Raw genomic sequence first — 22,678 nt, 5'->3', positions numbered from 1 at the left:
TAATGAACGCGCCGCTCGATCCGTCGATCGTCGACCTGCTGCGTGGCAGTGCTCTTGCGCCGCTGGTGGATCGCCCGGTCAACGACATTCTGAAGGATATGGGCCTCGGGCCACTGCCCGACCTGTCCGGCCTGCCGCCGCTGCCGCAAATGCCACCGTTGCCGGTGCTCGATCTGGCCGCGCTGGCCCGGCCGCTCACCGATATGGCAAGTGGATTCGGCACGGGAACGCTCGGCGCGAGCGCGGGCGGTGGACCCGATCCGACCAAGGTGCTCTCCGATACCGCTCAGGCCGCGCAGACCGCGATCCAGCTCGGCACCCAGGCACTGCAGACCGTGATGTCGCTGTGGCAGGGCTTGGCCGCCATGCAGGCGGCGAACAAGGCCGGGCAGGCGGCGGAGAACGGCGCGGAACTGGCCACCCAGAGCGGACAGGAGAAGGCGACGCTGGTCGGCGGCGCGACCTCGGTGGCGACCGGTGGCGCATTGCTCGCGGCCGTCATCGCCAAGTACATGGCCACGGTCACCGCGGCCTCGCCGTGGCTGGCCACCGGTGGCGGCCAAGCGTTCATCGCGGCGGCGACGGTGGAGGCGATCACCGAGGGCGTCGCGGTGGTGACCAAGACGCGGATCGAAATGACCGCGCATTCGGCGAACATGACCGCGGCGGGCAAGAAGGTCAAGGTCACCAACGCCCCCAAGGGCGTCGACTCGATGCAGCAGGTGATGCAGATGCTCACCCCGCTGATGACCATGGCGCAGACCGGCGCGCAGACACTCACCCAGGTGGCGACCCAGAGCGCGACACAGGCCCAGAAACTGCAGGCCGACACCATCGCGAAACAAGAGCAGGAACGCGAGGCCAAGGAGCGCGAAGAGGCCGAGCGCACCGGCGGTGGCGGCGGCGCGGGCGGCGGCGGTGGTGGTGTCGGAGTCGGCGGAATCGGCGCGGCACCCATTGCCACGCCGCTGAGTCCGTGGAGCGGTCCGCGCGCCGCCGGACTCAGCGGTGTCGCCGGCTTCGGCGCCTCCGGAAGTGGTTCCGCCGCAGTCGAACCCGCCGCCGCGGTGCGCGGTGCGACGGGGGCCCCGGGCAGCCCGGGCATGATGCCCTACGGCGGGGCCGGTGCGCGCGGGGCCGGGGATGCGGGCGGCGATATGCCGACCTTCCTGGTCAATGCCGAACACGGTGAAGAGGTCGTCGGTCCGATCGAAGGGGTCTCGCTGCCGGTGGTCGGCGCGGCCGAACAAATTTCGGAGCCACCACCCGATAAAGAACTCACCCTCTAACGGTTCAGGAGGTTGCCATGGCAAGCGGCGGTACGGATTTCAATGGTGTGCTGTTCGATCCGGTGGCGGCCCGCGACGCCGCCGCCAGGCTGGACGGACTGGCGGCCCGGTTGGAGGCGGAGTTGCGAGAGGGCTCGCCCGCGCTGACGGTGCCGCCCGCGGGTACCGACGAGGTGTCGGTGCGCGCGGCACAGACGATGAGCAATGTCGCGGACTCCTACGGCCAGAGCGCGGTCGCCGGAATCGTGGAACTGCGCAAGCTGGCCGCGACACTGCGCTCGCAGGCTGCGCAGTTCGGTCGCGCCGAGCACGACAGCGTCGCCGACTTCGGCATCCCCGGCGCAGCCTGAGACAACATCGAAAACGACACGGAGCAACAATGATCGAACCACCGCAGCCCGGTTTCACCGGTGTGGTCTGGGACGCGCGCGAGCCGGATCGGCTGGCGCGGGAACTGTCCACCGGTCCCGGCGCGGTACCGATGGCCGAGGCCGGTGCCGCGTGGGCCCGGTTGGCCGCCGGTTTCGGTACGGCGGTTGCCGAATACGAACTGATCGTCGCGTCGATGCGCGGCGCATGGCAGTCCACCACGAGTGGCCCGGTGCTGGACCGGATCTCGATGCTGCGCGACTGGATCGCCGATGCCGCGACGGCCGCTGGCAATAACGCGGTGCGCGCCGAAACTCAGGCAGCTGCCTATGAATTGGCCCGGCTGACCATGCCGCACAGCGCCGAGATCGCGGCCATCCAGGCCGTGCAGCGCATGCTCGAATCGATCGGCGGCGCACTCGGCGCACCGATCAAGGCCGTGGCGGCGAATGCCGATACCGACGCCGATATGGCAAAGGCCGCCGCCTCGCGCGTGATGCAGACCTACGAGGCGGCAACCGAACCCCTTGCGACACCGTGGATTCAGCAGGAACCGCCGGTGATCGCATCGCCCGCGGCACTGGCGGCCGAGGAGACGAGCACGATGGTATCCGCGGAGTCGGCCATATCCGGCATGCCCGCAATGCCCGCCGTCACGCCGGGCATGTTCATGCCGGGCGGGGTCGGTGCCATCGCGGCGTCCGCGAAACTGCAGCCCTATCGCGCGCCGGTTTTCACCGAAGGTCCCCAACCGGTGGAAATGACGACACCGCAACCGGTTTCGACAGCGACCACCGCGAGTGCCAGTGCACTGCCCATGGTTCCGGGTGCGATGGGGGCGGCCGGGTCGGGCGAGGACGAGGAGTACGCACCGCGCGCGAGTGCGGTGACCGGCGACACCATCGGCGCCGACCTCGGCATCGTCTCCGCCCCGGCCGTACTCGGCGCGCCGGAAGCGCCCGCCACGGCGACCGGCCGGACGGTCTCGGGAGGTGCCGGATGACCACCATGACCAACGACGGCCTGCTCGCGGTCGCCGAACGGCTCGGCGTGCAAACCCTACCGCTGGTGCTATCGGTTGGGCCGCAACAGGAGTCGTTCGACGAATGGACCAGCGCGCAGCGCCGCGCGCGGACCGAACTGGTCGGCGCCGGCGTACTCGATGCCGAGGGCGATGTCGAACCCGAACTGGCCGATGCCATGTTCACGCTGGCCCAGCCCGATCGAGAGCTGGTGGCCCGGATCTACCGCACCGCGCCCGATGCAACGCCCGCGGTGACCCGAATCTGCCTGGCCCGCCGCGGCGAACAGCATGCCGTCGCGGTGCGTACCGGCGACACCTTCGACGTGCGCACCATATGGGCGGACGGATCGGGTCAGGCGCTGATGCGGCCGCTGGTCGACGCGCTCGGCCCGGCGACGCCCGCGGAGGTCGTCAATTTCAGTGCGTTGTCGAGCGAACTGAGCGAGCGGCTCGCGGCGGCACAGACCTCTGCGGATTACGCGGACGCGGTCTATGCCCTCGGCGTCGCCGATCGCGACGCCACCGCCTATGGGCTGGCCTTCGCCGCCTGCCACTGCTTCGCCGAGATCGTGTCCTATGCCCATCTCGACGGCACGACCACCCGGCCGCCCGGCGCGGTCGCGGTCTATGACACCGGACGCGGTCGCATTGTGGCCGCGCCCGGTATTGCTGCGGATCAGCAGGTCTGGTCCACGGTGACACCGGGCACCGATCACCGTATCGCGCAAGCGATTTCGGCATTGATCGAATCTCTGCCCGGGGGAAGGTGGCTTCCGCAGTAGACCCTGAGGGCGCGCTGGTCTTTTCGAGCGACCCGCGAGCGAATCGCTAGGACTGACCTTTTCGAGCGACCCGCAAGCGATAGCTACGGCAAGCTCGCCAACCTTCCGGCGATGTCACCCGACATCGTTTCCGGGCATTGGAATCACTACAGGAGAGGGTGTCCACAATGAGTGGTGAAGGTGTACACGTAGACGAGCCGACCGCGAAGAAGGCCGAGGAGTTCATGGCCGCGGCGGTCGACAACATGCAGCGCACGCTGAAGAAGATCGACGACGAGGTCGCCGCGGCGACCCACTGGGAAGGCGATGCGAAGGGGGCGTTCGTCGCGGCCTCCACCAACTGGGCCCAGCACTCCCAGGAGCTGCACAAGAAGCTCAACGCCATTACCGAGCAGGTCGGTCACGGTACCCAGCAGTACATCCAGATGGAGCAGGAGAACCAAGAGGGTTTCCAGCACATCAGCCTGTAATCAACTGGGCCAGAACAACAATCAGACTTCGAATCGGAGGAACTCATCATGACGATGGCATACGCCAAGGGCCCGATGACGGCTCTGTTCAACGACCTGGTCACACTGCACGGCGATCTGGTCAAGTACGGCAGCGATATGGAGGACGCGGGCGGCGTGCTCAAGGTGGCGTGGGAGGGCAACGTGGCCCACGCCAGCTTCAAGACGGTCTACGACGCCTGGCACAACGAGTACGGCGACACGCTCACCTCGCTCAACAATGTCGCGGCGGCCGTGGAGAGCTCGCTGCACCGCGCGCTGGGCACCGACGGCAAGATCGGTGACGGCTTCGGGGCCTGAGCCCGCTCGAAAGGCAAAAGGCCAGCCATCCGGCCGGTTCGCCAGCGCTGTGCTCGCGGACCGGCCGGATTCCGTTCGGGGTTATCGAGATTCGCGGTTACCGTGCCGCGGTGAGGGATTCGCCGATGTAGCGCATTTCGTCGGGGGTGGTCACCATATTGACCGTCGCACTCGCCGTCGAGGTTCGCACCGTGATCAGGTTGGGAGCCGAAATATCCTGTACCAGAACGATATCGGCATCGAACTGGCCATCGGGCTGCTCGGGCGCACGGACGTGCACGATGGTCGCGCCACCGGTCAACGCGGTGGGTGCGATGCCATCGAACACCACGACGGTCGCGCTGGGAATGGGGCCGCCGCCCGGCTGTGCCGGCACGCTGTGCTGCCCCGCACCGGCGAACCGCGGGGCGAGCGAAAGCGAATGTGGTGCACCGACATTCGCGACCATCGACTGCCAGGCCTCGGGCCGGTCGGTGTGTACGACGGTGTGCGCGCCGAGGGCGATTGCGCGCAGGATCACCTGCTGGGCCAGATCCAGCCGCCCGATGACCTCGAGATGGCGGGTGCCGTCGCCGATCAGTGGCACCGCGATGCCCTGACCGAGATCGTCGGCGCCGATCAGCTGACCGCATCCGGCGGTCGGTACTGCGATACCGTCGAGCGCGGCGAGTGGCCCGCGGTAGTCGCCCGCGCTGTCGCCTTCGCGGCGGGCGGTGCGGGCGGGCAGGCTGTCCAGCAGGGCGCGGAACTGTTCACCCGGCAGGGTGCGCAGTCCGGGCACCGGCGGTTCGTCCGGTTCGGCAACGGTATCGAAGCGGACCAGCGCGCCCAGGGTGATCGGCGGGGAGGTGGACTCGCGCCCATCGCCGGGCCGTCGCGCACCGGGCCGCAGGCGCACGGTCACCGTGGTGGTCTGGCTCGGGGTGGCCCAGATATCGGCGAAGCCGCGCGATCCGATGAGCTCCGGGCCGATCTCGTAGCTGGTGAGGTGAATGCCCTGGTGCACCAGCGACTTCGGGGTTTCGGCGAAGGCGTCCAATGCGATGCCGCGGGTGAGTTGACGCACCGCGCTGTTCATTTCGGTGGCGGTCAGCACCGATACCGAGATATCGCGGGCGGCCAGTCGATTGGCCACCCGGCGGGTCGCGATGATCGCGGTGCGCAGTGCGCCGGCGCCGCCACCGCCGCGATTGCCGACGGCCTCGGCATTGGCGAGCGGATCCAGCCGCAGCACCAGCCAGACCGTGCGATGCGCGATGGCGGGCAGCGGGCCGAGGATGCGGTCGTAGAGCTGGGCCACCGGGCCGCCGCCCGCGGTCCGCGCACCGGTGCTGATCACATCGATGGAGGCCAGGTTGATATCGAATTGACTGAGGCAGCGCCCGATTTCGGTGAGCGGAAGCACCTGGTCGGTGGACAGCGAGCCGCGCCGGAGCAGGGTGAGCGCATCCGGCGGCGGGTCGATGCGCAGCATGGTGAGCAGCAGGTTGCCATCCCAGCGCACGCCGTAACTGCCGCCCTCGGGCAGCGGTACGTCGAAGGCGGCCTGGCCGGTATCGGCGGGGCCGGGCCGGGTGCGCCGCCACCGGAATGCGATCGCCCGCGACAGCATTCCGGCGATATTGCGTGGCTCACGTCGCCGCACCGGTACCGCGCCGACAATGAGGACAAACGCGCCGACGGCAATGACGGCCGCGGTCGGCGCATGGCAGGCGGCGGCGATCCAGGCCGCGGTCGCGGCGAACAGTGCGAGCGGAATCATGCGTCGCAAAGGGATTTGGCGCAGCAGCCAGAATTCCGGATCACGCAGCGTTGTGTGCGTTGTGTTCACGGAGTTTTCGTTTCCGGTTTCTTTACGGTTCTTCGCTCCGGAGTCGGTATCGCGTTTGTTCACAGCCCCGTCCACGATAATCGGACCAGTATTGCGATAACACTACCGCGCCGCATGGTAGTTGGTTGGCACAGTGACAGTTTGCTGAATTGTCGCTGGATTGACATGGGCGTGCCGAACGATACTGTAAATATCCTGTTCCTTCCGTAGTCCGATGGAGACCATGTGCCTGCACAGCTGACCACCAAGGCTCAGGTCAACGGCTACCGTTTTCTGCTGCGACGGCTCGATCACGCGCTGGTGCGCCGTGATATCCGGATGCTGCACGACCCCATGCGATCTCAGCTGCGTTCGATGCTCGTCGGCGCGGTGCTCGGCCTGCTCGTGGTGGCCGGCGCGACCATCTTGGCGTTCCTGCGCCCACAGGGCGCGATCGGCGACGCGAATATCGTGATCGGCAAGGACAGCGGTGCCCTGTATGTGGTGGTGGGCGGGTCCGAGGACAAGAAGGACGATAAGCGCCTGCATCCGGTGCTCAACCTGGCCTCGGCCCGACTGATCACCGGGAGCAATGAATCACCCAAATCGGTGAAGGACGCGAAGCTTTCGTCGCTGCCGCGCGGCCCGATGCTCGGCATTCCCGGCGCGCCCGCGGCACTGCCGGGTTCCAAACAGGGCGGTCGTTCCGACTGGTCGCTGTGCGAGACGGTGCAGCTCTCGGTCACCGGCAGCGCGGCCGCGGCCACCGGCGTCGAAACCACGATCTTCGCGGGCAAACCCCAACTGGACGAACGTGTTCGGACCCTCGGGCCCTCGGACGCACTGCTGGTCAAGCGCAATGACAAGACCTATCTGATCTACGACGGCAAACGCGCGGAGGTCGACCCGGCCAACTCGGTGCTGGCCCGTTCGCTGAATCTGGCCGGACTCAAGTCGCGGCCGGTCGGCACCGGCCTGCTGGATGCGGCGATCGCGGTTCCGCCGCTGGCCGTACCGGATATTCCGCAGGCCGGACAGCCCGGTCCGGCAAAGCTTTCCGATGTGCCGGTCGGCGGTGTCATCGCCGTCGGCGGTATGGGCCGCAACGATCAGTCCCAGCTGTACCTGGTACTCGCCGACGGCGTGCAGCCGATCACCGATTTCGCCGCACAGGTCATCCGCACCGCGAATTCCCAGGGCATGCGCGAGATCAAGGCGGAGCCGCCGGACGTGCTGACGAATATGCCGGTGCTGCACCGACTCGCCCTCGACCACTTCCCGGCGAACACCCCGAAGATCCTGTCCGCCGAGGATGCCCCGGTCACCTGTCTGAGCTGGGCGAAGGGACGTGGGCCCGATAACGAGGCGAACGAAAGTCCCACCGACCGTGCCGCGGTCGGCCTGCTCGCGGGCAATCGGGTGCCGCTGCCCGGTGCGGCCGAGCCGGTGAGCCTGGCAACCTCCGATGGGACCGGGGATCGGGTCGATGCCGCCTACATCCCACCGGCATCGGGTGAGTTCGTGCAGGTAACCGGAACGGAACCGGGCAGTCTGCGTCGCGGTGGCCTGTTCTATGTGGCGGACAACGGAATCCGCTACGGCATCCCGGACGTTGCGACCGCGAAGGTGCTCGGCCTGAGCGATGACCCCCGGCTGGCCCCCTGGTCGATCATCGGCCAACTGGTGCCGGGACCGACGCTGTCCAAGAACGACGCGCTGGTCAAGCACGACATCCTGCCGGTCGGAAACTGATCGCGGCCCTGGTATTCCAGGCCCCGGCTGTGCCCGCCGAGCCAGCTCCTAAACGCCGAGCGAGGCGAGCACGCTGCTCAGGGCCGCCTGCATATCCGGCGCCTCGATCCGCATCAGCACCGTCTCGTCCACCGCGCTCAGATCCAGCGAATCGTCATTGGCCAGCCGAAATTCGCGTTCCTCCTCGGCGGATTCGATGATGTTGCGCACGAAGCGCCCATTGCCCGCGAGATCGATGCCGCGACGCGGCTGACCGTTCTGATCGACGCGCTCGGCCTCGTACAGCCGCCCGCACGCCTCGATCAGCAATTCCATTGCCCCATCGGACAGCTCCGAATCCCGCGAGTGCGCGATGAGGCTGCCGATCTGGCCGAGTTCGGTCGGGGTGTAGGACGGGAACTGCAGGCGTTTGGCGAATCGGGAAGCCAGACCGTCGTTCGCGGCGAGCAGTCGGTCGATCTCGCCGTCATAGCCTGCGATGATCACGACCAGCCGGTCACGGTCGTTTTCCATGCGGGCCAGCAGCGTATCCACCGCTTCGCGGCCGAAGGCGTCGCCGCCCTGCAGGCCGGTCTGGATCAGCGTGTACGCCTCGTCGATGAACAGCACACCATCCATGGCGGTATCGATCAGCTTGTCGGTCTTGATGGCGGTGCCGCCGAGATTCTGGCTGACGAAGTCGACCCGCTTGGCCTCGACGACCTTATCGGTCTTGAGAAGTCCGACACCACAATAGATTTTGGCTACCACCCGGGCGATGGTGGTCTTACCGGTGCCGGGCGGTCCGGTGAACGCCAGGTGGTTGCCGCGGGCCATGCTCGCCATGCCCTTCTCGGCCCGGATCTTGGCCAGCTGCGCGGTCGCCTGCAGCTTCGCCACCTGCGTTTTCACCGATTCGAGGCCGATCTGCTTATCCAGTTCGGCGCGCGCCTCGGCCAGAATCTTTTTCGCGCGGTCCTCGGCATCGGCATTCTGCATGGCCTCGACCGAGGGCGCCGATGCCGGATCCCAGCGGTCGGTGCGCGCATCGATGGATTCCTTGGTGGTCACCGTGAGCCGGTAGGTTCGATCGCGCATGGCGGCGGTATTCGCGGCGAAATCCGGTGCCTGCGAATACACCTTCTCGAACAGGGCCTGCGCCTCGGCCTCCTTACCGGTCTCGCGCAGGCACAGGCCGCGGCAGAACATGGCGGTCGTGCGCGCCGCCGGAATCGGACCCGCCTCGGCCTGCTCCATGCGCCGGATGGCCTCGCCGAACAGACCGAGCTGGGCGCAGGCCGAACCGACCATCACATGTGCGCCCGCCGCCAGATACGGATCGTCCCATTCGGCGGATCCGGCGAGTACGGCCATCACATCGGGCCAGCGCTGGGTGTTGAAATGCAGTACGCCACGGATGTATGCGCAGATCCGGTCGTCGACTTCGCGATCGGTATCGGAGAGCATCGAGGCGCGGTGCCCGGCGAGTTCGTCGAGCACGCGCTCGGCCTCGTCGTACTCCTTCTCCGAGATCAGCTGTGCCGCTTGGGCCAGCCCGATCTCGGTGTAGCTGGCCAGGGGATAGTCGATGTACAACCCGGCGAGGAAGCGTCCGGCCAATGCCCGCTGCGGCAGCCCGAGCCGCCGCTGCTCGCGGTAAAGCGTTGTCGCGCTGTTCTTGTACAGGTTGTAGAGCACCTCGGTGGTGACCTCGCCCGCCGCGGCCCGGCCCAGCCAGGCGTCGCACATGGTCGGATCCCACTCGGTGGCGCGCTGGAACGCCAGTTTCGCGTACTCGAGATCGCGAGCCGATTCCTGTCCGTCGATGGTCAGGCCCAGCGACAGGATTCCGGCGTCGAAGGCCCGTTGTGCTTGGCGGTTGCCGGTCATTGCTGTCAAACCCCGAAGTCTTGGTTGGAGCTATCTATTTTGGTACGCGATTGGCCGCGTTCATCTTCCGACCAGCTTAGCGATCGCGTCGGCTCGGCTCGTCCGATACATTATGTTTGCTACCGATAGGTTGCAAAGTGTGTGACAACCGGATGCCACACGGGAGCGTTCGTGCGAGAGTGGAACCGAGTGTTGGTTCGACAAGTAGGGGACTGAGCGCAAGTGTTCGGATCTTTCGGTAAAGAGCTGGGGTCGGCACGCAATTGACCGAGCCGTTGAGTGGCGGCACTCGCGCCGCCGAACCCGAACTGTGCCGAGTCTCTGTCATCGGTGGAAATACCCAACTCGATGTCGGGCTCCCCGCGACCGTGCCGATCGCCACATATATCGGTGATCTGGTCACCCTGATCGAATCCCGCAATCCCGATCTGGTGGAGAGCGATGACGGCGGCACCCCGCTGCATACCGAACACTGGACGCTGGCCCGCCTGGGCCGCGACGCTATTGCGCCGAGCCGCAGCCTCGCCGAGGCCGAGGTGTACGACGGTGAGCTGCTGGTGCTCCGCGCGGTTACCGCGAAGGAATCGCCCGCGCTCTTCGACGATGTCATCGATGCCGTATCCCGGCTCACCGCAGCCGATTTCCGCGGCTGGTCGTCGAATGCGGCACGCTGGACCGGTCTGGTCGCCGCGGTATCGGCGGTGCTGCTCGCGCTGCTGCTGCTCGGTGCCGGGCGCGCGCACGGCGGTGGTCTCGCCGCGCCGTTCCTCGCGACCGGCGTCGGCATTGTCGCCGCAGCCGCCGCGGCGATCGCCGCGCGCAGGTACGCGGACCAATTGACCGCCACCTGGTTGTCGCTGTGCGCATTGCTGCTGTTCTTCGGTGGCGCAGCGCTTTTCGTGCCCGGCGATCTCGGCAGTCCACATCTGCTGCTCGGCTGCTCGGTCACGCTGGTGGCCGCGGCGGTGATCTATCGCGCCACCGCGACCGGTGCCGCGCTGGCGGCGGCCGCGGTGACCGTCGCGCTCTTCGGCGGCATCGCCGCACTGTGCCGGATGGTCTGGAACTTCGAATTGCCGAAGATCTCCGCCGCGATCCTGGTGGTGGCGATCACCTTGATCTCGGCGGTGCCGCGGCTGGCGGCGGTGCTGGCCCGGCTGCCGATTCCGCCGGTGCCGACCGCGGGTGGTGCGATCGATCCGGCCGATCACGAACCGCGGCCCACCATCGAGGGCATCGGCGCGATCGGCGCCACCGCGCTGCCCTCGGCCGCCGGACTCGGTGAGCGTGCCAGGGCCGCCAATCAGTACCAGACCGGCATGCTCATCGCCTGTGCCATCGCGGCGGCGGTCGGTGCGCTCGGTGCCGCAGATCCGCTGGGATCTGCTCGCTGGCAAGGGATTACGCTGGCCGCCATCGCCGCGGTGATCGTGAGCCTGCGCGGCCGTTCCTTCGCCGATGTGGTGCAGGCCGGTGCGCTGATCGCGGGCGGAGCCGTCATCATCATCGGCCTGATCACCGGCCTGGCCCTCGGCGATTCGGATCTGCTGTTGCTGGCCGGTGTGCTGCTGCTCGCCTGCGCCGCCGCGGTGGTGGTGTTCGGCGTGATCGGCCCGCACCTCGAGGTGACGCCGGTGACCCGGCGGGCCATGGAGATCACCGAATATCTGCTCATCGTCGCGGTGATTCCGCTGGTGCTGTGGATCATGGGCGTGTATTCGATGGCCAGAAACCTATGACTGCTCGGGCGAGCAAGCCCGGCTGGCGGCGCAGGACCGGAATCACCTGCGCCGCCGCGGTTCTCGGCGCGGCCATCCTCGGCTCATCCGCGCCCGCCGCCGCGATCCCACCGCCGACGATCGACTCGGGTGCGCTCGGACCGGCACAGGCACTCAGCGGGCGGCCCGCCCCCTTGGAGCCGACCGAGCAGAAGGTCGTCTGCGCCGAACTCTCGCTCATCGGTGGCGCCCCTGCGGAGCCGCCGCTGCCGCAGCGCGTGCTCGATCTGCCAGCGGCCTGGCAGTTCAGCCGCGGTGCCGGACAGAAGGTTGCGGTCATCGACACCGGTGTGAACCGGCATCCGCGCCTGCCCGCGCTACAGGCCGGTGGCGACTACGTCTCCGATTCCGACGGCACCGCCGACTGTGACGGTCATGGCACCCTGGTCGCTGGCATCGTCGCGGCGCGGCCGAGCCCCGACGACGCCTTCGTCGGCGTCGCGCCCGAGGCCGAGATCCTCAGTATCCGCCAGCTGAGCACGCACTATGAGCGCAAGGACCGCGCGGGCGGCGATCAGCCGCCCGATGCCATGGTGCGCTCCGGCTACGGCAGTGTGCTGGCGCTGGCCGCCGCGGTGGTCCGCGCCGTCGATATGGGCGCGACCGTCATCAATATCTCCGAAGTCTCGTGCAGCGCAGTGGGAACCGATACCGCCGACGTCCCGCTCGGTGCCGCGGTGAAGTACGCCTACGACCACAATGTGGTGGTAGTCGCGGCGGCGGGCAATGTGGAGAACGGCGGCGCGTGCGAGAAGCAGAACGATGGTTCGGGCTGGGACAGCGTGCAGACCATCGCGAGCCCGGCCTGGTTCCAGCCCTACGTGCTGACGGTCGCCTCCATCGATCCGAACGGCTCGCCATCGGCACTGTCCCTGCACGGTCCGTGGGTCGGCGCGGCCGCCATCGGACGCAATATCGTGTCGCTCGACAATAAGCCGGGCGGCACCGGACTGGTGAATGGCGCGATCACCCAGGAGGGCACCGGATCCATTCAGGGCACCAGCTTCGCTGCACCCTATGTCGCCGGGCTGGCCGCACTGGTTCGGTCCCGGTTCCCGGAACTCACGGCCGGACAGGTGATCGAGCGGATCACCGGCACCGCGCACGCGCCCGGTCCGGGTCACGACGATCGGGTCGGACACGGTCTCATCGATCCACTGGCCGCGCTCACCGCGCAGCTGCCGGATAAGGCGATCGGCACCGGCGCGGACACCCCACGCGTCATGGCGGCCCCGATACATCCGGCCGGACCCGATCCACTGCCGCGCCGCGTCGCGGTCATCGGCTCCGTCACCTGCCTGATCGTGCTGGGACTCGGTGCGGCCCTGTCGATTCCGTTCCGGCGGTCGCGTGGCTCCGCCGACCTCGACTCCGAAACAGAGCTGTAGAGGACCCATGGTTACCGAAGGTTTCGTGCGCCGCCCCCGCATCGCCCCGCCGCGCGCGCCGGGCGGCGAGGTGGCGTTGAATTCACCGCCGGAGATCCAGCGGGCCCTGCCCGGACCGCTGATCATGAAATTGATGCCGGTGATCATGGTGGTCGCCGTCGTCGGCATGATCGCGATGATGGTGATGATGGGTCGCAACCTGCTCGCCAACCCGTTCATGATGATGTTCCCGATGATGATGCTCATGTCGATGGGCGGCATGATGCTCGGCATGCGGGGCAACGGCCCCAAGGGCGCTGGCGAGCTCAACGAGGAACGCAAGGACTACTTCCGGTATCTGGACCAGATGCGCAAGGATGTCCGCCGCACCGGTACCAAGCAGCTGGAGTCGCTGTCCTGGAGTCATCCGGAACCGATCGATCTGCCGTCGGTGGTCGGCACCCGCCGGATGTGGGAACGTCGCCCGAACGATCCGGACTTCGGACATGTGCGGGTCGGAGTGGGCAGCCACCGGTTGGCGACGAAGCTGGCCCGCCCGGAAACCGGACCGCTGGAGGACCTGGAGCCGGTCTCCACCGTGGCGCTGCGCCGTTTCGTGCGTACCCATTCGGTGGTGCACGAACTGCCGACCGCGGTGTCGGTGCGGGCCTTCCCGGCCATTAATCTCGGTGGCGATACCGCGTCAGCGCGGATGCTGGCGCGCTCGATGCTGATGGAGCTCACCGCATTTCACGGACCCGACCATGTCGCGGTCGCCATTGTCTGCGCCGATCCCGACGGTCCGGCCTGGGCGTGGGCGAAATGGCTGCCGCATCTGCAACATCCGACCGTCCGTGACGGCATGGGCTCGGCCAGGATGATGTACGGATCGCTGGCCGAACTCGAGACCGCACTGGCCTCGGAACTGCTCGAGCGCGGCCGGTTCATGCGCAATCCGCAACCGACACAGGGCCGGTTGCATCTGGTGGTCATCATCGATGACGGCTACGTCAACGGCACCGAGCGGCTGATCAGCGAATCCGGCCTCGACTCGGTCACGGTGCTCGACCTGACCGCCCCGGAGAACGGCCTCGCCGCCCGGCGCGGACTGCAACTGGTGGTCGGTGACGGTGAAGTGAGCGCGAAAAGTGCCTCCGGCACCGAAAAATTCGCCACCGCCGATGTGGTGAGTGCGGCCGAGGCCGAGGCCTTCGCCCGCAGTCTGGCCCGGTTCCGGATCGCGACCGCCGCGCAGATCGTCAGCCTCGGCGATGACACCAGGACCGATCCGGGTCTGATGGCGCTGCTCAAGATTCCGGATGCCGCGCAGATCGAACCGTCGAAGGTGTGGCGTCCGCGCACCGCGCGCGAACGGCTGCGCGTGCCGATCGGCGTAACCCCTGACGGTACCCCGGTCGAAATCGATATCAAGGAATCCGCCGAGAGCGGTATGGGCCCGCACGGATTGTGCATCGGCGCAACGGGTTCGGGTAAATCCGAATTCCTGCGCACGCTGGTGCTCTCGATGGTGACCACGCACTCACCGGACGCGCTGAACCTGGTACTCGTCGACTTCAAGGGTGGCGCCACCTTCCTCGGTCTGGACTCCCTGCCGCACGTCGCCGCGGTCATCACCAACCTCGAGGAAGAACTCTCGATGGTGGACCGCATGAAGGACGCGCTGGCCGGTGAGATGAACCGCCGCCAGGAATTGCTGCGCGCCGCCGGAAATTTCGCCAATGTCACCGACTACGAGAAGGCGCGCGCGGCCGGCGTTGCGCTCGATCCGCTGCCCGCACTGTTCGTCATCGTCGACGAGTTCTCCGAATTGCTCTCGCAGAAGCCGGATTTCGCCGATCTGTTCGTCATGATCGGCCGCCTGGGCCGCTCACTGCACGTGCACCTATTGCTGGCCTCGCAGCGACTGGAGGAGAACAAGCTGCGCGGCCTCGATTCGCACCTGTCCTACCGAATCGGTTTGCGCACCTTCTCGGCCAACGAATCCCGCGCGGTGCTCGGCATCACCGATGCCTATCACCTGCCCGGCATCCCTGGCTCCGGCTATCTCAAGAGCGATGCCGACGATCCGCTGCGGTTCAATGCGACCTACGTGTCCGGCCCATATGTCTCGCCGAGCGGCAGCAGGCAGGTGGACGGCCGGGTGGTCGGCGGTCAGTCGCCGACGGTGTTCACCGCCGCGCCGGTCGAGATCAGGGAACGGCCGCAGCCGGTGCGCATGGAACTGCCCGATCTGCCACCGCCGCCGGGAGCCGAGCCGGAGGACGAACCGCAGAGCGGGGGCGTCCCCGAGACGCTGCTCGAGGTGGTCGTGAAGCGACTTACCGGACACGGTCGTCCGGCGCACGAGGTGTGGTTGCCGCCGCTGGACGCGTCGCCGACGGTGGATATGCTGCTGCCCGATCCGGATTGGCGTTCCCCGGTCAATCGACACGGTCAGCTGTGGATGCCGATCGGCATCATCGATAAGCCCTACGAACAGCGCCGCGACGTGTTGACCATCCAATTGGCCGGTGCGCAGGGCAATGTCGCGGTCGTCGGCGGTCCGCAGTCCGGTAAGTCCACGGCCATCCGCACCATTGTCATGGCCGCGGCCGCGACCCACAGCCCCGAGCAGGTGCAGTTCTACTGCCTCGATTTCGGCGGCGGCAGTCTCGCCGGTCTGTCCGGTCTGCCGCATGTCGGCTCGGTTGCCGGTCGCCTCGACGGCGATCGGGTGCGGCGCACCGTCGCCGAGCTGACCACCCTGATGCGCCAGCGCGAGGAGCGTTTCGCCGCACTCGGTATCGAGTCCATGGTGGAGTTCCGGCGCCGCAAGTACTCCCAGATGGAGGCCAGGCTCATCAACGGGACCCAGGCCGACCCGAACGATCCGCTGGCCGTGGACCAGTTCGGCGATGTCTTCCTGGTCATCGACGGCTGGCAGGCCATGCGCGAGGAGTTCGACGCCGTCGAACCGCAGATCACTGCCATCGCGGCACAGGGACTTTCGTACGGCATCCACCTGATCATCGGCGCCGCCCGCTGGGGCGAGATCCGGCCCAATGTGAAGGACCAGATCGGCACCAGGGTGGAGCTGCGCCTCGGCGATCCGACGGACTCCGAAATGGGCAGGCGCACCGCGGCGCTGGTTCCGGTCGGCCGTCCCGGCCGTGGTCTGACCCCCGATGAACTGCATATGCTCATCGCGCTGCCCAGGCTGGATTCCGATTCCGATCCGCAGACCCTGGCCGAGGGTGCGGCCCAGGCCAGGGACCAGATGCAGCAGCTCTACCCCGGCCGTCGCGCCCCTGAGGTGCGCATGCTGCCGCAGCAGATCAGCCGCGAGGAGGTCGTGGCGATTGCGCGCAGACATGAGGTCGAACTCGGGCCGACGAAGATCCTCGTCGGACTCGGCGAGAACGAATTGGATCCGTTCGTTCTGGATTTCGGCCAGGAGCCACACTTCATGGCCTTCGCCGATGTGGAATGCGGCAAGACGACGCTGCTGCGCAATATCGCCATGGGCATTACCGAGAACGCGACTCCGGAGCAGGCGAAGATCATCCTGATCGACTACCGTCGCAGCCTGCTCGGCGTGGTCGACGAGGCCCATCTCGGCGGCTACTCCACCTCATCGCAGACCTGCGGCCCGATGGTCAACGAACTCGCCAGGTATATGTCCAAGCGCATCCCCGGCTCCGATATCACCCCGCAGCAGCTGCGCGAGCGCAGTTGGTGGACCGGACCGGAGATCTACCTGCTCGTCGACGATTACGACATGATCACCGCGGGCATCAATCCGCTGCTCCCGCTGCTGGAATACCTGCCGCAGGCCCGCGATATCGGTCTGCACCTGGTGGTCACCCGGCGCACCGGCGGCGTCTCGCGCGCGCTCTACGACAATGTGCTCGGCGGTATGAAGAACCTGTCCGTCGACGCGCTGATCATGAGCGGACCCAAGGACGAGGGCAAGCTGATCGGCGATGTCCGCCCGATGAAACTGCCGCCCGGCCGCGGCATTCTGGTGTCGCGCAACCGAGGTCAGGAGATGGTGCAGATCGCCTATCTGCCGCCGCTGTGAGCCTCGAACCCGGGCTGCGGCTCCGGTACCCGGGTCAGCACCGTTGTGATCGGCTCGAATGTCCAACTGTCGGAGCGGCGTTGGAACAGGGCGCGGGACGGGCCGGAGGTGACCGGTCCCGCGATCCTGGCCAGGTGGAAGCCTGCGCTGCGGTAGTAGTCGTGCAGATCGGTATTGGTGGTCCAGGCGTCGAGCCGGACCCAATGGCGCTGTTGTTCGCGCGCGAGCGATGCCGCGTGGGCCAGTAGTCGGTGGCCGATGCGCTGACCGGCGAAGCGCAGCTCGACGATCATGTAGTGCACGATCACCGCGTCGGCCAGTTCCCACGGTGACCAGAGCCCCGGATCGGCTTGGTCGTTGACGGTGATCGTCCCGGCCGGTTCCCCGGCCACCTCGGCGATCCAGGTTTCCCCTGCGTCCAGGGACCGGCCGACCGACCTGGCGAAGATCTCGATCGGCAGGCCGCGTCCGGCCACGGTCCATTGATCGGAGCCGCGCGCGGTGAGCCAGGCGGTGCGCTGGATCCGCAGGCGGCAGATCAAGCCGAGATCACTGAGGGATGCCCGGCGGATCACGGTAGTCATGGCAATACCGTATTCATGGCGAAACATTTTTCATGGCAAGGAGATACCCGACCCGTAAGAGATGCCGAGGGTGTGTCGGATGACGCCGGTGCCCGCGGCGTCACCCAATTCGTAGGCGAGCCGGTTGCGGGTGGCGATCGAGCGGTGCCGGGTGGCCCGGGTGATGCGCTCGTGATTGGCGCCGATGCGCAGGTGATCCAGCAGAATGGTGCCGGTAGCGACGCCGAGCACGATCGCCTCTTCCGCGCTGGCCGGGCGGGCGACGAGGGTGTCTCGATGTGCGGTTTCGGCCTGACCGCGGTCCGCGATTCGGCGCGTCGTGCCCTCGGGAATATCGTGCGGCGAATCGATGCCGGTCGCCTCCGCCAAGTCTCGTGGATAGAAGCTGACCTCCCACGACCACGGCTCGTTATCGAGATACTGGACAACCGTCCTGGCCAATACCCAGGAATCCTCCGGCACACCGAGCCACTGCGCCACCTCCGGACTTGCCGGTTCCATTTTCGCGCTGAATTCCTTGGTTGGCTCGCGGTGTGCTGCGCGCGCGATCTCTTCGAAGATGTCATGGGGCGACTGCGGCCGATCCGGGCGAATATGGTCGGTGACAACCGATTCCAGCACTTCCTGGTTTCGCACGATAGTGCCACGGGAAGTAGCCGTGTAGACCAGATTCTCGGCGACGAGTACCTGAATAGCGTTGCGCGCGGTAGTGATCGAAACCTGCATCTGATCGGCCAGCTCGGTATGGCTGGGCAACCGATCGCCCGCATTCCACTTGCCTGCGCGGATCTCCTCGCGGAGGAGGTCTGCGATCCGGTGATACGTCGGACCGTCCGCCATCTTGCTCCTCGGTCAGTCGTGCAGGTAACGAAGTGTACTCTTCGTGACTCCCTACGGCCGGGTAACGCTTGACAGGTGCCTTCAGAGGTTTATTGTAATGAACGTCCTGATCCAGCAGGTGTTGTGCGGCGATGACGGCGAGGCAACGTGGCAGGTTCGGATTCATCTACGGTTGTGATGGCTCTTCCCGGCACATCGCGATGTGCCGATTCGACGGTGCAGTCCCTGACTCCCGGGCTGCTTCCGACCTCGGATCTACTCGTTCGCGCGTGCCGCGGTCACCGAGTTGTCGGTGGCCCGCTCCTCTGGTTCGCCCGTGACCTCGCGGTGCTGCACGAGAGACGACTCGTCGGTCGCGGTGGTTCGGTGTCGACCGACCAGGCGACGATTCTCGAAATCGAGCGTCGGAGAGTCGAATTGGTCATGGCCATCGACGATTGGGTGGCGCGCAGTGTGCCGCAGCATCGGCTCGGCGCGACGCTACACACCGAAACGGTCGGCTCGGTCATCGACCGGATCGCGGAATCGTCGGTGCGCGCCCACCACGCGTTGATGACACTGGACGCCCACGACGACCAGTTGCACAGCGCATGGCACCATCTCGCCGAATTGGCTGACGCCTACGACGATCTGGTGCGCGACATACTCGCGGGACGGCGGCGACTTCCGGAGTGGTGACGACCCGGGTTGACGAGGGGCCGTGGCAGTTCGTGACGGACCGGCCACGGCCCCTTGTCGATTCGGTGTGTCGGGCATCGATGGCTCAGCGGCGTCGGCTGTGCGGGGACAGACACCACCGCCCGTCCTCGGCCTGACGGACCAGGTCGCCGTAGGCGATTGCCAGTTCAGCCAGTCGCGTCCATGCCACATGCATATGTTCCCCGGACAGATCCTCGGTCATCATCAGGTGGAAGGCGCGATCGGCGCTGGCCGCGATGCGATCGATGGTGTCGCCGAGTTGGGCGTCGAGCAGATCGGCGGATCGACGCGGCAGGTGCTCGGTCGCCCAGCCATTGATATTGGCGACCAGTTCGGTTCGCAGACAGTCGATTACGGCGGTCGACTGCGGCCGCTCGCGCCGGGTGCGATGCAATCGGACCAGATCGTGCGACCACCGGCACACATGTCCGCGCACCTGCTGACCGCTCATTGCGCACAGTAATTCGCTGGTGCTCGGCAGTGCGGCGTCCGCGGTCGGGCGGACCAGCGTCGAACGGCTGCGGGACATCGGGTTACTACGGTGCGCGGGGGCGTTCACAGCGGTGCGGTGAGCTCGAGGTGGATACCGTCGGGATCGCTGAACGATAGGATCGCGATGCCGAATGCCTCGAGTCGAATGATCTCCCCGTGCTCGATTCCGGCCTCGGACAACCGGGTTTCGGTGCGAGCCAGATCGTCCACCGACGGCACACTGAAGCTGAGATGGTCCAGTCCGACGCGTTCGGAATCGAATCGGTCGGTCGGTGCGGCCACCGGGCGCAGGCCGAAAAGCATCCCGTTTGTCTGGAATACGACGCCGCCGTAGAGCTGGTCGGGATCGGTGCGCACCTGCGGATCATCCGGGCTGCCCGGTGATTCCGCGGCGATATGGAAGCCGAGCACATCCCGGTAGAACGCCTTGGACCGGTCGAGATCGGTCACGGTCAGGCGGACGTGGTGGATGCCGATGGTTTCGACGAGCGTCATGGGAACTCCGCAGGGCAGGACGGACAAGTAGTACGAAGACTAGGGCGCTTATTCCGCGGATCCGAGTGTCGGATACGACATATTCAGTACTGTTTCCGACATGGATGTTGCGGTCTTCGTGCAGGACGGCGTTGCCGATCTCGGACTCACCGCCGTACTGGAAACATTTGCCACCGCCAATGGGCTACGCGGTGAACTGGAGGCGGCACCCGAACCATGGCGGGTGCATATGGTGGCCCCCGGTGGGCAGGTGCTTACGGCGCACGGTTTCCTCGCGCAGACGACACCGATGGCCGAATTGCCCGATGACATCGGTCTGATGGTCGTCCCCGCCTCGCGCGTCCTGGATGCGGAGGGTTTGATCGGACTGGTCTCCGCGCCCGCGAATCGGCCGGTGCTGCAACTGATGACGCGCGCCTACGAATCCGGTGCACACCTCGCCGCGGCGTGCACCGGCACCTTCTACTTGGCCGAGGCGGGCGTGCTGGACGGTGCGGTGGCGACGACGAGCTGGTGGCTCGGCCCGGCCTTCCGGCGCCGGTATCCGCGCATCGACCTGGACGAGAGCCGGATCCTGTGCCGCGCGGACCGGCTCACGACCGCGGCGGCCACACTGTCGCATATCGACCTCGCCCTGTCACTGATCGCCGCGCAGAGTCCGACACTGGCCGAATTGACCTCCAGATACCTGGTAGTTGGCGATCGGCGCAATCAGCTCGACAGTGCGATTCCCGAGGTGGTCGCCCGCAACGACTCCCTGGTCGCCGCATTCGAGCGCTGGGTTCGCGACCACATCGGCGAACAGTTCCTGATCGCCGACGCGGCACAGCGGCTCGGCGTCACCGAACGCACCCTCCAACGCGCGACCCAGGCCGAAATCGGCATGTCACCACGAGATTTCGTGCACGAGGTGCGGCTGGAACGAGCCACCCAGCTACTGCGCACCACAACCCTGACCATCGAAGCGATAGCCGTCAAGGTCGGCTACCTGAACGCGGGCACCCTGCGCGGCCTGTTCCGCCGTCGCCGCGGCCGATCCATCGCCGAGGTGCGCGCGTCTCGATTGTCTTGGTGAAGTGCATGATTGCGGCCTTGGTGACCACCATGTAGCGAGTCTTACGAGTGACCCCGCCGCGGCCCGTCTCGCGATACCCGGCGCGGCTATCGACCTAAGATTCCGGCTCGGAGATTTTGCGGAGGACATGAATCTTCAGGCTTGGGTGCGTGGTCTGCAAAGCTTTCGTAATGCCTCGGAACAGTAGGCGCGGGACAACGGGAATTTCCGAGACCGGCAGTGATGAATCCGAGCAACCCGTAGGTTCGACGCGTACGCCTCACAATAAATGGCGCAGCAGGGGCTTTCGGGCCGAGCCGTGGAAGCGTGTGCGCTGCACCGCCGGTGCACCCGGCGTCCGTCGGTCCGGCGCTCAACATCCGCACATGGGGCGACCGCAACTCGGCCGTGCACGCCGAGGCGTTCATCGCCCGCCACTACGTGCGCGTCGAAGGGAGTCTCGAGAACTCGCCGCGCTGATGGCGCGGTAAATTCAACCCAGCCGGTCAGCCACCGTATCTGCGGTGGTCTATGCCGAATTCGTCGGCGACCGTCGCGGCGAGTTCGACGTAGGCGCGCTTGGTGGTCTTGTGCAGGCGGTGCAGATCGATTTCGGCGCCCTCGGACAGGTGCGAGTCGTACGGGATGATGTGCACGGCGCGGCAGCGCGACAGGAAGTATTCGCGCAGCTGCTGGATGCCCACATTCGGTGAACCCTCACGCGGCAGATTGATCACCACGACCGCATTGCGGACCAGGTGGTCATGGCCGTGCAGGGACAGCCAGTCGAGTGTCGCCGCGGCACTGCGCGCGCCGTCGATCGCGGCCGAGGAGATCAGCACCAGCGAATGCGCCAGGTCGAGCACACCGCCCATTGCCGAATGCATCAGTCCGGTACCGCAGTCGGTCAGGATGATGTTGTAGAACCGCTGCAGGATGCGGGCGACCGCGCGGTACTCCTCGTCGTTGAATGCCTCCGACGCTGCCGGATCCCGTTCGCTGGCAAGCACTTCCAGTCGGCTGGTGCCCTGCGAAGTATGTCTGCGCACATCCGAGTAGCGCTGGATCGCGGGATCGAGCAACAGATCGCGCACAGTCGAGCGGGTCTGCAACGGCACCCGCTGCGACAGCGTGCCGAAGTCCGGATTCGCGTCGACCGCGATCACCCGGTCACCCCGGATGGAGGCGAAGATCGACCCGAGACCCATTGTCGTCGTGGTCTTTCCGACACCGCCCTTGAGCGAGAGCACCGCGATCCGATAGTCACCGCGCACCGGCTGCCTGATTCGTGCGACCAGTTCCTGCAGCCGCAACTCCTCCGAGGACAACCCGGGATTGATCGCACCGCCCGATACGTGATGCACGGCCTTGCGCCACCCGCTACTCGGCGACTTCTTGGCCCGCCGCAACGGCACATCATCGAGTGAGGGCTGCGGTCCATGCGGATGCTGCGCACCCTGCTGATATGGCTGCGGCATTCCGCTCGGCTGCCCATACCCCGGCACGGCAGGTGGCTGCCCGTATCCGGCCTGTTGGCTCCCAACAGGTGGCTGGCTGTATCCGGCGTGTGCGTCTCCGGCGGGC

20 protein-coding genes are annotated in these 22,678 nt (G+C 66.8%); 13 read left to right on the top strand and 7 right to left on the bottom strand.

Annotation, left to right across the window (positions count from 1 at the left end; all coding sequences use genetic code 11):
* Positions 1-2 precede the first annotated feature (2 nt).
* The 6 genes from ABZW16_RS03910 to ABZW16_RS03885 all read left to right on the top strand — a co-directional run bounded on the left by ABZW16_RS03910 (position 3) and on the right by ABZW16_RS03885 (position 4,273).
* A complete protein-coding gene (locus tag ABZW16_RS03910; protein ID WP_354951845.1) occupies positions 3-1,289 on the top strand; it encodes a hypothetical protein in 1,287 nt (428 codons plus the stop codon).
* A gap of 17 nt (positions 1,290-1,306) precedes the next feature.
* Positions 1,307-1,639: a PE family protein gene (locus tag ABZW16_RS03905; protein WP_354951844.1), complete on the top strand. Its 333-nt coding sequence runs from the start codon at positions 1,307-1,309 to the stop codon at positions 1,637-1,639.
* A 29-nt stretch (positions 1,640-1,668) separates the two neighbouring features.
* Entirely contained in the window at positions 1,669-2,661 is a 993-nt protein-coding gene (locus tag ABZW16_RS03900; RefSeq protein WP_354951842.1) for a PPE domain-containing protein, read from the top strand.
* Positions 2,658-3,464, top strand: coding sequence for an ESX secretion-associated protein EspG (locus ABZW16_RS03895; RefSeq protein ID WP_354951840.1), 807 nt, complete (start codon positions 2,658-2,660; stop codon positions 3,462-3,464). Before ABZW16_RS03900 ends, ABZW16_RS03895 begins: the two co-directional genes overlap by 4 nt.
* Positions 3,465-3,631: 167 nt before the next feature.
* A complete protein-coding gene (locus ABZW16_RS03890; protein WP_354951839.1) occupies positions 3,632-3,934 on the top strand; it encodes a WXG100 family type VII secretion target in 303 nt (100 codons plus the stop codon).
* A 48-nt stretch (positions 3,935-3,982) separates the two neighbouring features.
* Positions 3,983-4,273 carry a hypothetical protein gene (locus tag ABZW16_RS03885; protein ID WP_354951837.1) on the top strand — a complete coding sequence of 97 codons (291 nt, stop codon included), beginning with the start codon at positions 3,983-3,985 and terminating at the stop codon, positions 4,271-4,273.
* Between the two features lie 97 nt (positions 4,274-4,370).
* Here ABZW16_RS03885 and eccE read toward each other — a convergent pair whose 3' ends face one another.
* Complete coding sequence (gene eccE, locus ABZW16_RS03880) at positions 4,371-6,104, bottom strand: type VII secretion protein EccE (RefSeq protein WP_354951835.1); 1,734 nt, start codon at positions 6,102-6,104, stop codon at positions 4,371-4,373.
* A gap of 225 nt (positions 6,105-6,329) precedes the next feature.
* Here eccE and eccB point away from each other — a divergent pair, with 225 nt between their 5' ends.
* Positions 6,330-7,835: a type VII secretion protein EccB gene (eccB, locus tag ABZW16_RS03875; protein ID WP_354951833.1), complete on the top strand. Its 1,506-nt coding sequence runs from the start codon at positions 6,330-6,332 to the stop codon at positions 7,833-7,835.
* Between the two features lie 48 nt (positions 7,836-7,883).
* Here the strand turns inward: eccB and eccA are convergent, their stop codons facing one another.
* The gene (eccA, locus tag ABZW16_RS03870) at positions 7,884-9,704 is read right to left on the bottom strand and encodes a type VII secretion AAA-ATPase EccA (protein ID WP_354951881.1); all 1,821 of its coding nucleotides are present in this window, start codon (positions 9,702-9,704) and stop codon (positions 7,884-7,886) included.
* Positions 9,705-9,967: 263 nt separating this feature from the next.
* On the opposite strand from eccA, the gene eccD reads away from it, so the two are divergent.
* From eccD to eccCa, 3 genes are read left to right on the top strand one after another with little or no spacing between them, the layout of a single operon-like run.
* On the top strand, positions 9,968-11,443 hold the full coding sequence (gene eccD, locus ABZW16_RS03865) for a type VII secretion integral membrane protein EccD (RefSeq protein ID WP_354951831.1): 1,476 nt from the start codon (positions 9,968-9,970) through the stop codon (positions 11,441-11,443).
* Entirely contained in the window at positions 11,440-12,870 is a 1,431-nt protein-coding gene (gene mycP, locus ABZW16_RS03860; protein WP_354951829.1) for a type VII secretion-associated serine protease mycosin, read from the top strand. The genes eccD and mycP overlap by 4 nt, the downstream gene beginning before the upstream one ends.
* A gap of 7 nt (positions 12,871-12,877) precedes the next feature.
* A complete protein-coding gene (gene eccCa / locus ABZW16_RS03855; protein ID WP_354951828.1) occupies positions 12,878-16,930 on the top strand; it encodes a type VII secretion protein EccCa in 4,053 nt (1,350 codons plus the stop codon).
* Here the strand turns inward: eccCa and ABZW16_RS03850 are convergent.
* Together ABZW16_RS03850 and ABZW16_RS03845 are read right to left on the bottom strand one after the other, a co-directional pair.
* A complete protein-coding gene (locus tag ABZW16_RS03850; RefSeq protein ID WP_354951826.1) occupies positions 16,912-17,514 on the bottom strand; it encodes a GNAT family N-acetyltransferase in 603 nt (200 codons plus the stop codon). The two genes, eccCa and ABZW16_RS03850, sit on opposite strands and share 19 nt — an antisense overlap.
* 30 nt (positions 17,515-17,544) lie before the next feature.
* Positions 17,545-18,354: a GntR family transcriptional regulator gene (locus tag ABZW16_RS03845; RefSeq protein ID WP_354951824.1), complete on the bottom strand. Its 810-nt coding sequence runs from the start codon at positions 18,352-18,354 to the stop codon at positions 17,545-17,547.
* Between the two features lie 366 nt (positions 18,355-18,720).
* Here ABZW16_RS03845 and ABZW16_RS03840 point away from each other — a divergent pair, with 366 nt between their 5' ends.
* Positions 18,721-19,032, top strand: a complete 312-nt coding sequence (locus ABZW16_RS03840) for a DUF4254 domain-containing protein (protein ID WP_354951822.1) — start codon at positions 18,721-18,723, stop codon at positions 19,030-19,032.
* A gap of 85 nt (positions 19,033-19,117) precedes the next feature.
* Here ABZW16_RS03840 and ABZW16_RS03835 read toward each other — a convergent pair whose 3' ends face one another.
* Complete coding sequence (locus ABZW16_RS03835) at positions 19,118-19,582, bottom strand: DUF4254 domain-containing protein (protein ID WP_354951820.1); 465 nt, start codon at positions 19,580-19,582, stop codon at positions 19,118-19,120.
* Between the two features lie 26 nt (positions 19,583-19,608).
* Positions 19,609-20,040: a VOC family protein gene (locus ABZW16_RS03830; protein WP_354951818.1), complete on the bottom strand. Its 432-nt coding sequence runs from the start codon at positions 20,038-20,040 to the stop codon at positions 19,609-19,611.
* Between the two features lie 100 nt (positions 20,041-20,140).
* On the opposite strand from ABZW16_RS03830, the gene ABZW16_RS03825 reads away from it, so the two are divergent.
* Entirely contained in the window at positions 20,141-21,115 is a 975-nt protein-coding gene (locus ABZW16_RS03825) for a helix-turn-helix domain-containing protein (protein ID WP_354951816.1), read from the top strand.
* Between the two features lie 324 nt (positions 21,116-21,439).
* Positions 21,440-21,574 carry a hypothetical protein gene (locus ABZW16_RS03820; RefSeq protein ID WP_354951814.1) on the top strand — a complete coding sequence of 45 codons (135 nt, stop codon included), beginning with the start codon at positions 21,440-21,442 and terminating at the stop codon, positions 21,572-21,574.
* Between the two features lie 26 nt (positions 21,575-21,600).
* Here the strand turns inward: ABZW16_RS03820 and ABZW16_RS03815 are convergent.
* Positions 21,601-22,678, bottom strand: a 1,078-nt coding sequence (locus tag ABZW16_RS03815) for a MinD/ParA family protein (protein ID WP_354951812.1), incomplete at its 5' end; no start/stop codon positions are given.

Origin of the sequence: Nocardia sp. NPDC004604, assembly GCF_040609795.1 — a bacterium.
In the GTDB taxonomy this organism is placed as follows: Bacteria; Actinomycetota; Actinomycetes; order Mycobacteriales; family Mycobacteriaceae; genus Nocardia.
The sequence above is the reverse complement of the archived record's forward strand: the minus strand, read 5'-3'. Positions and strand labels throughout refer to the sequence as shown.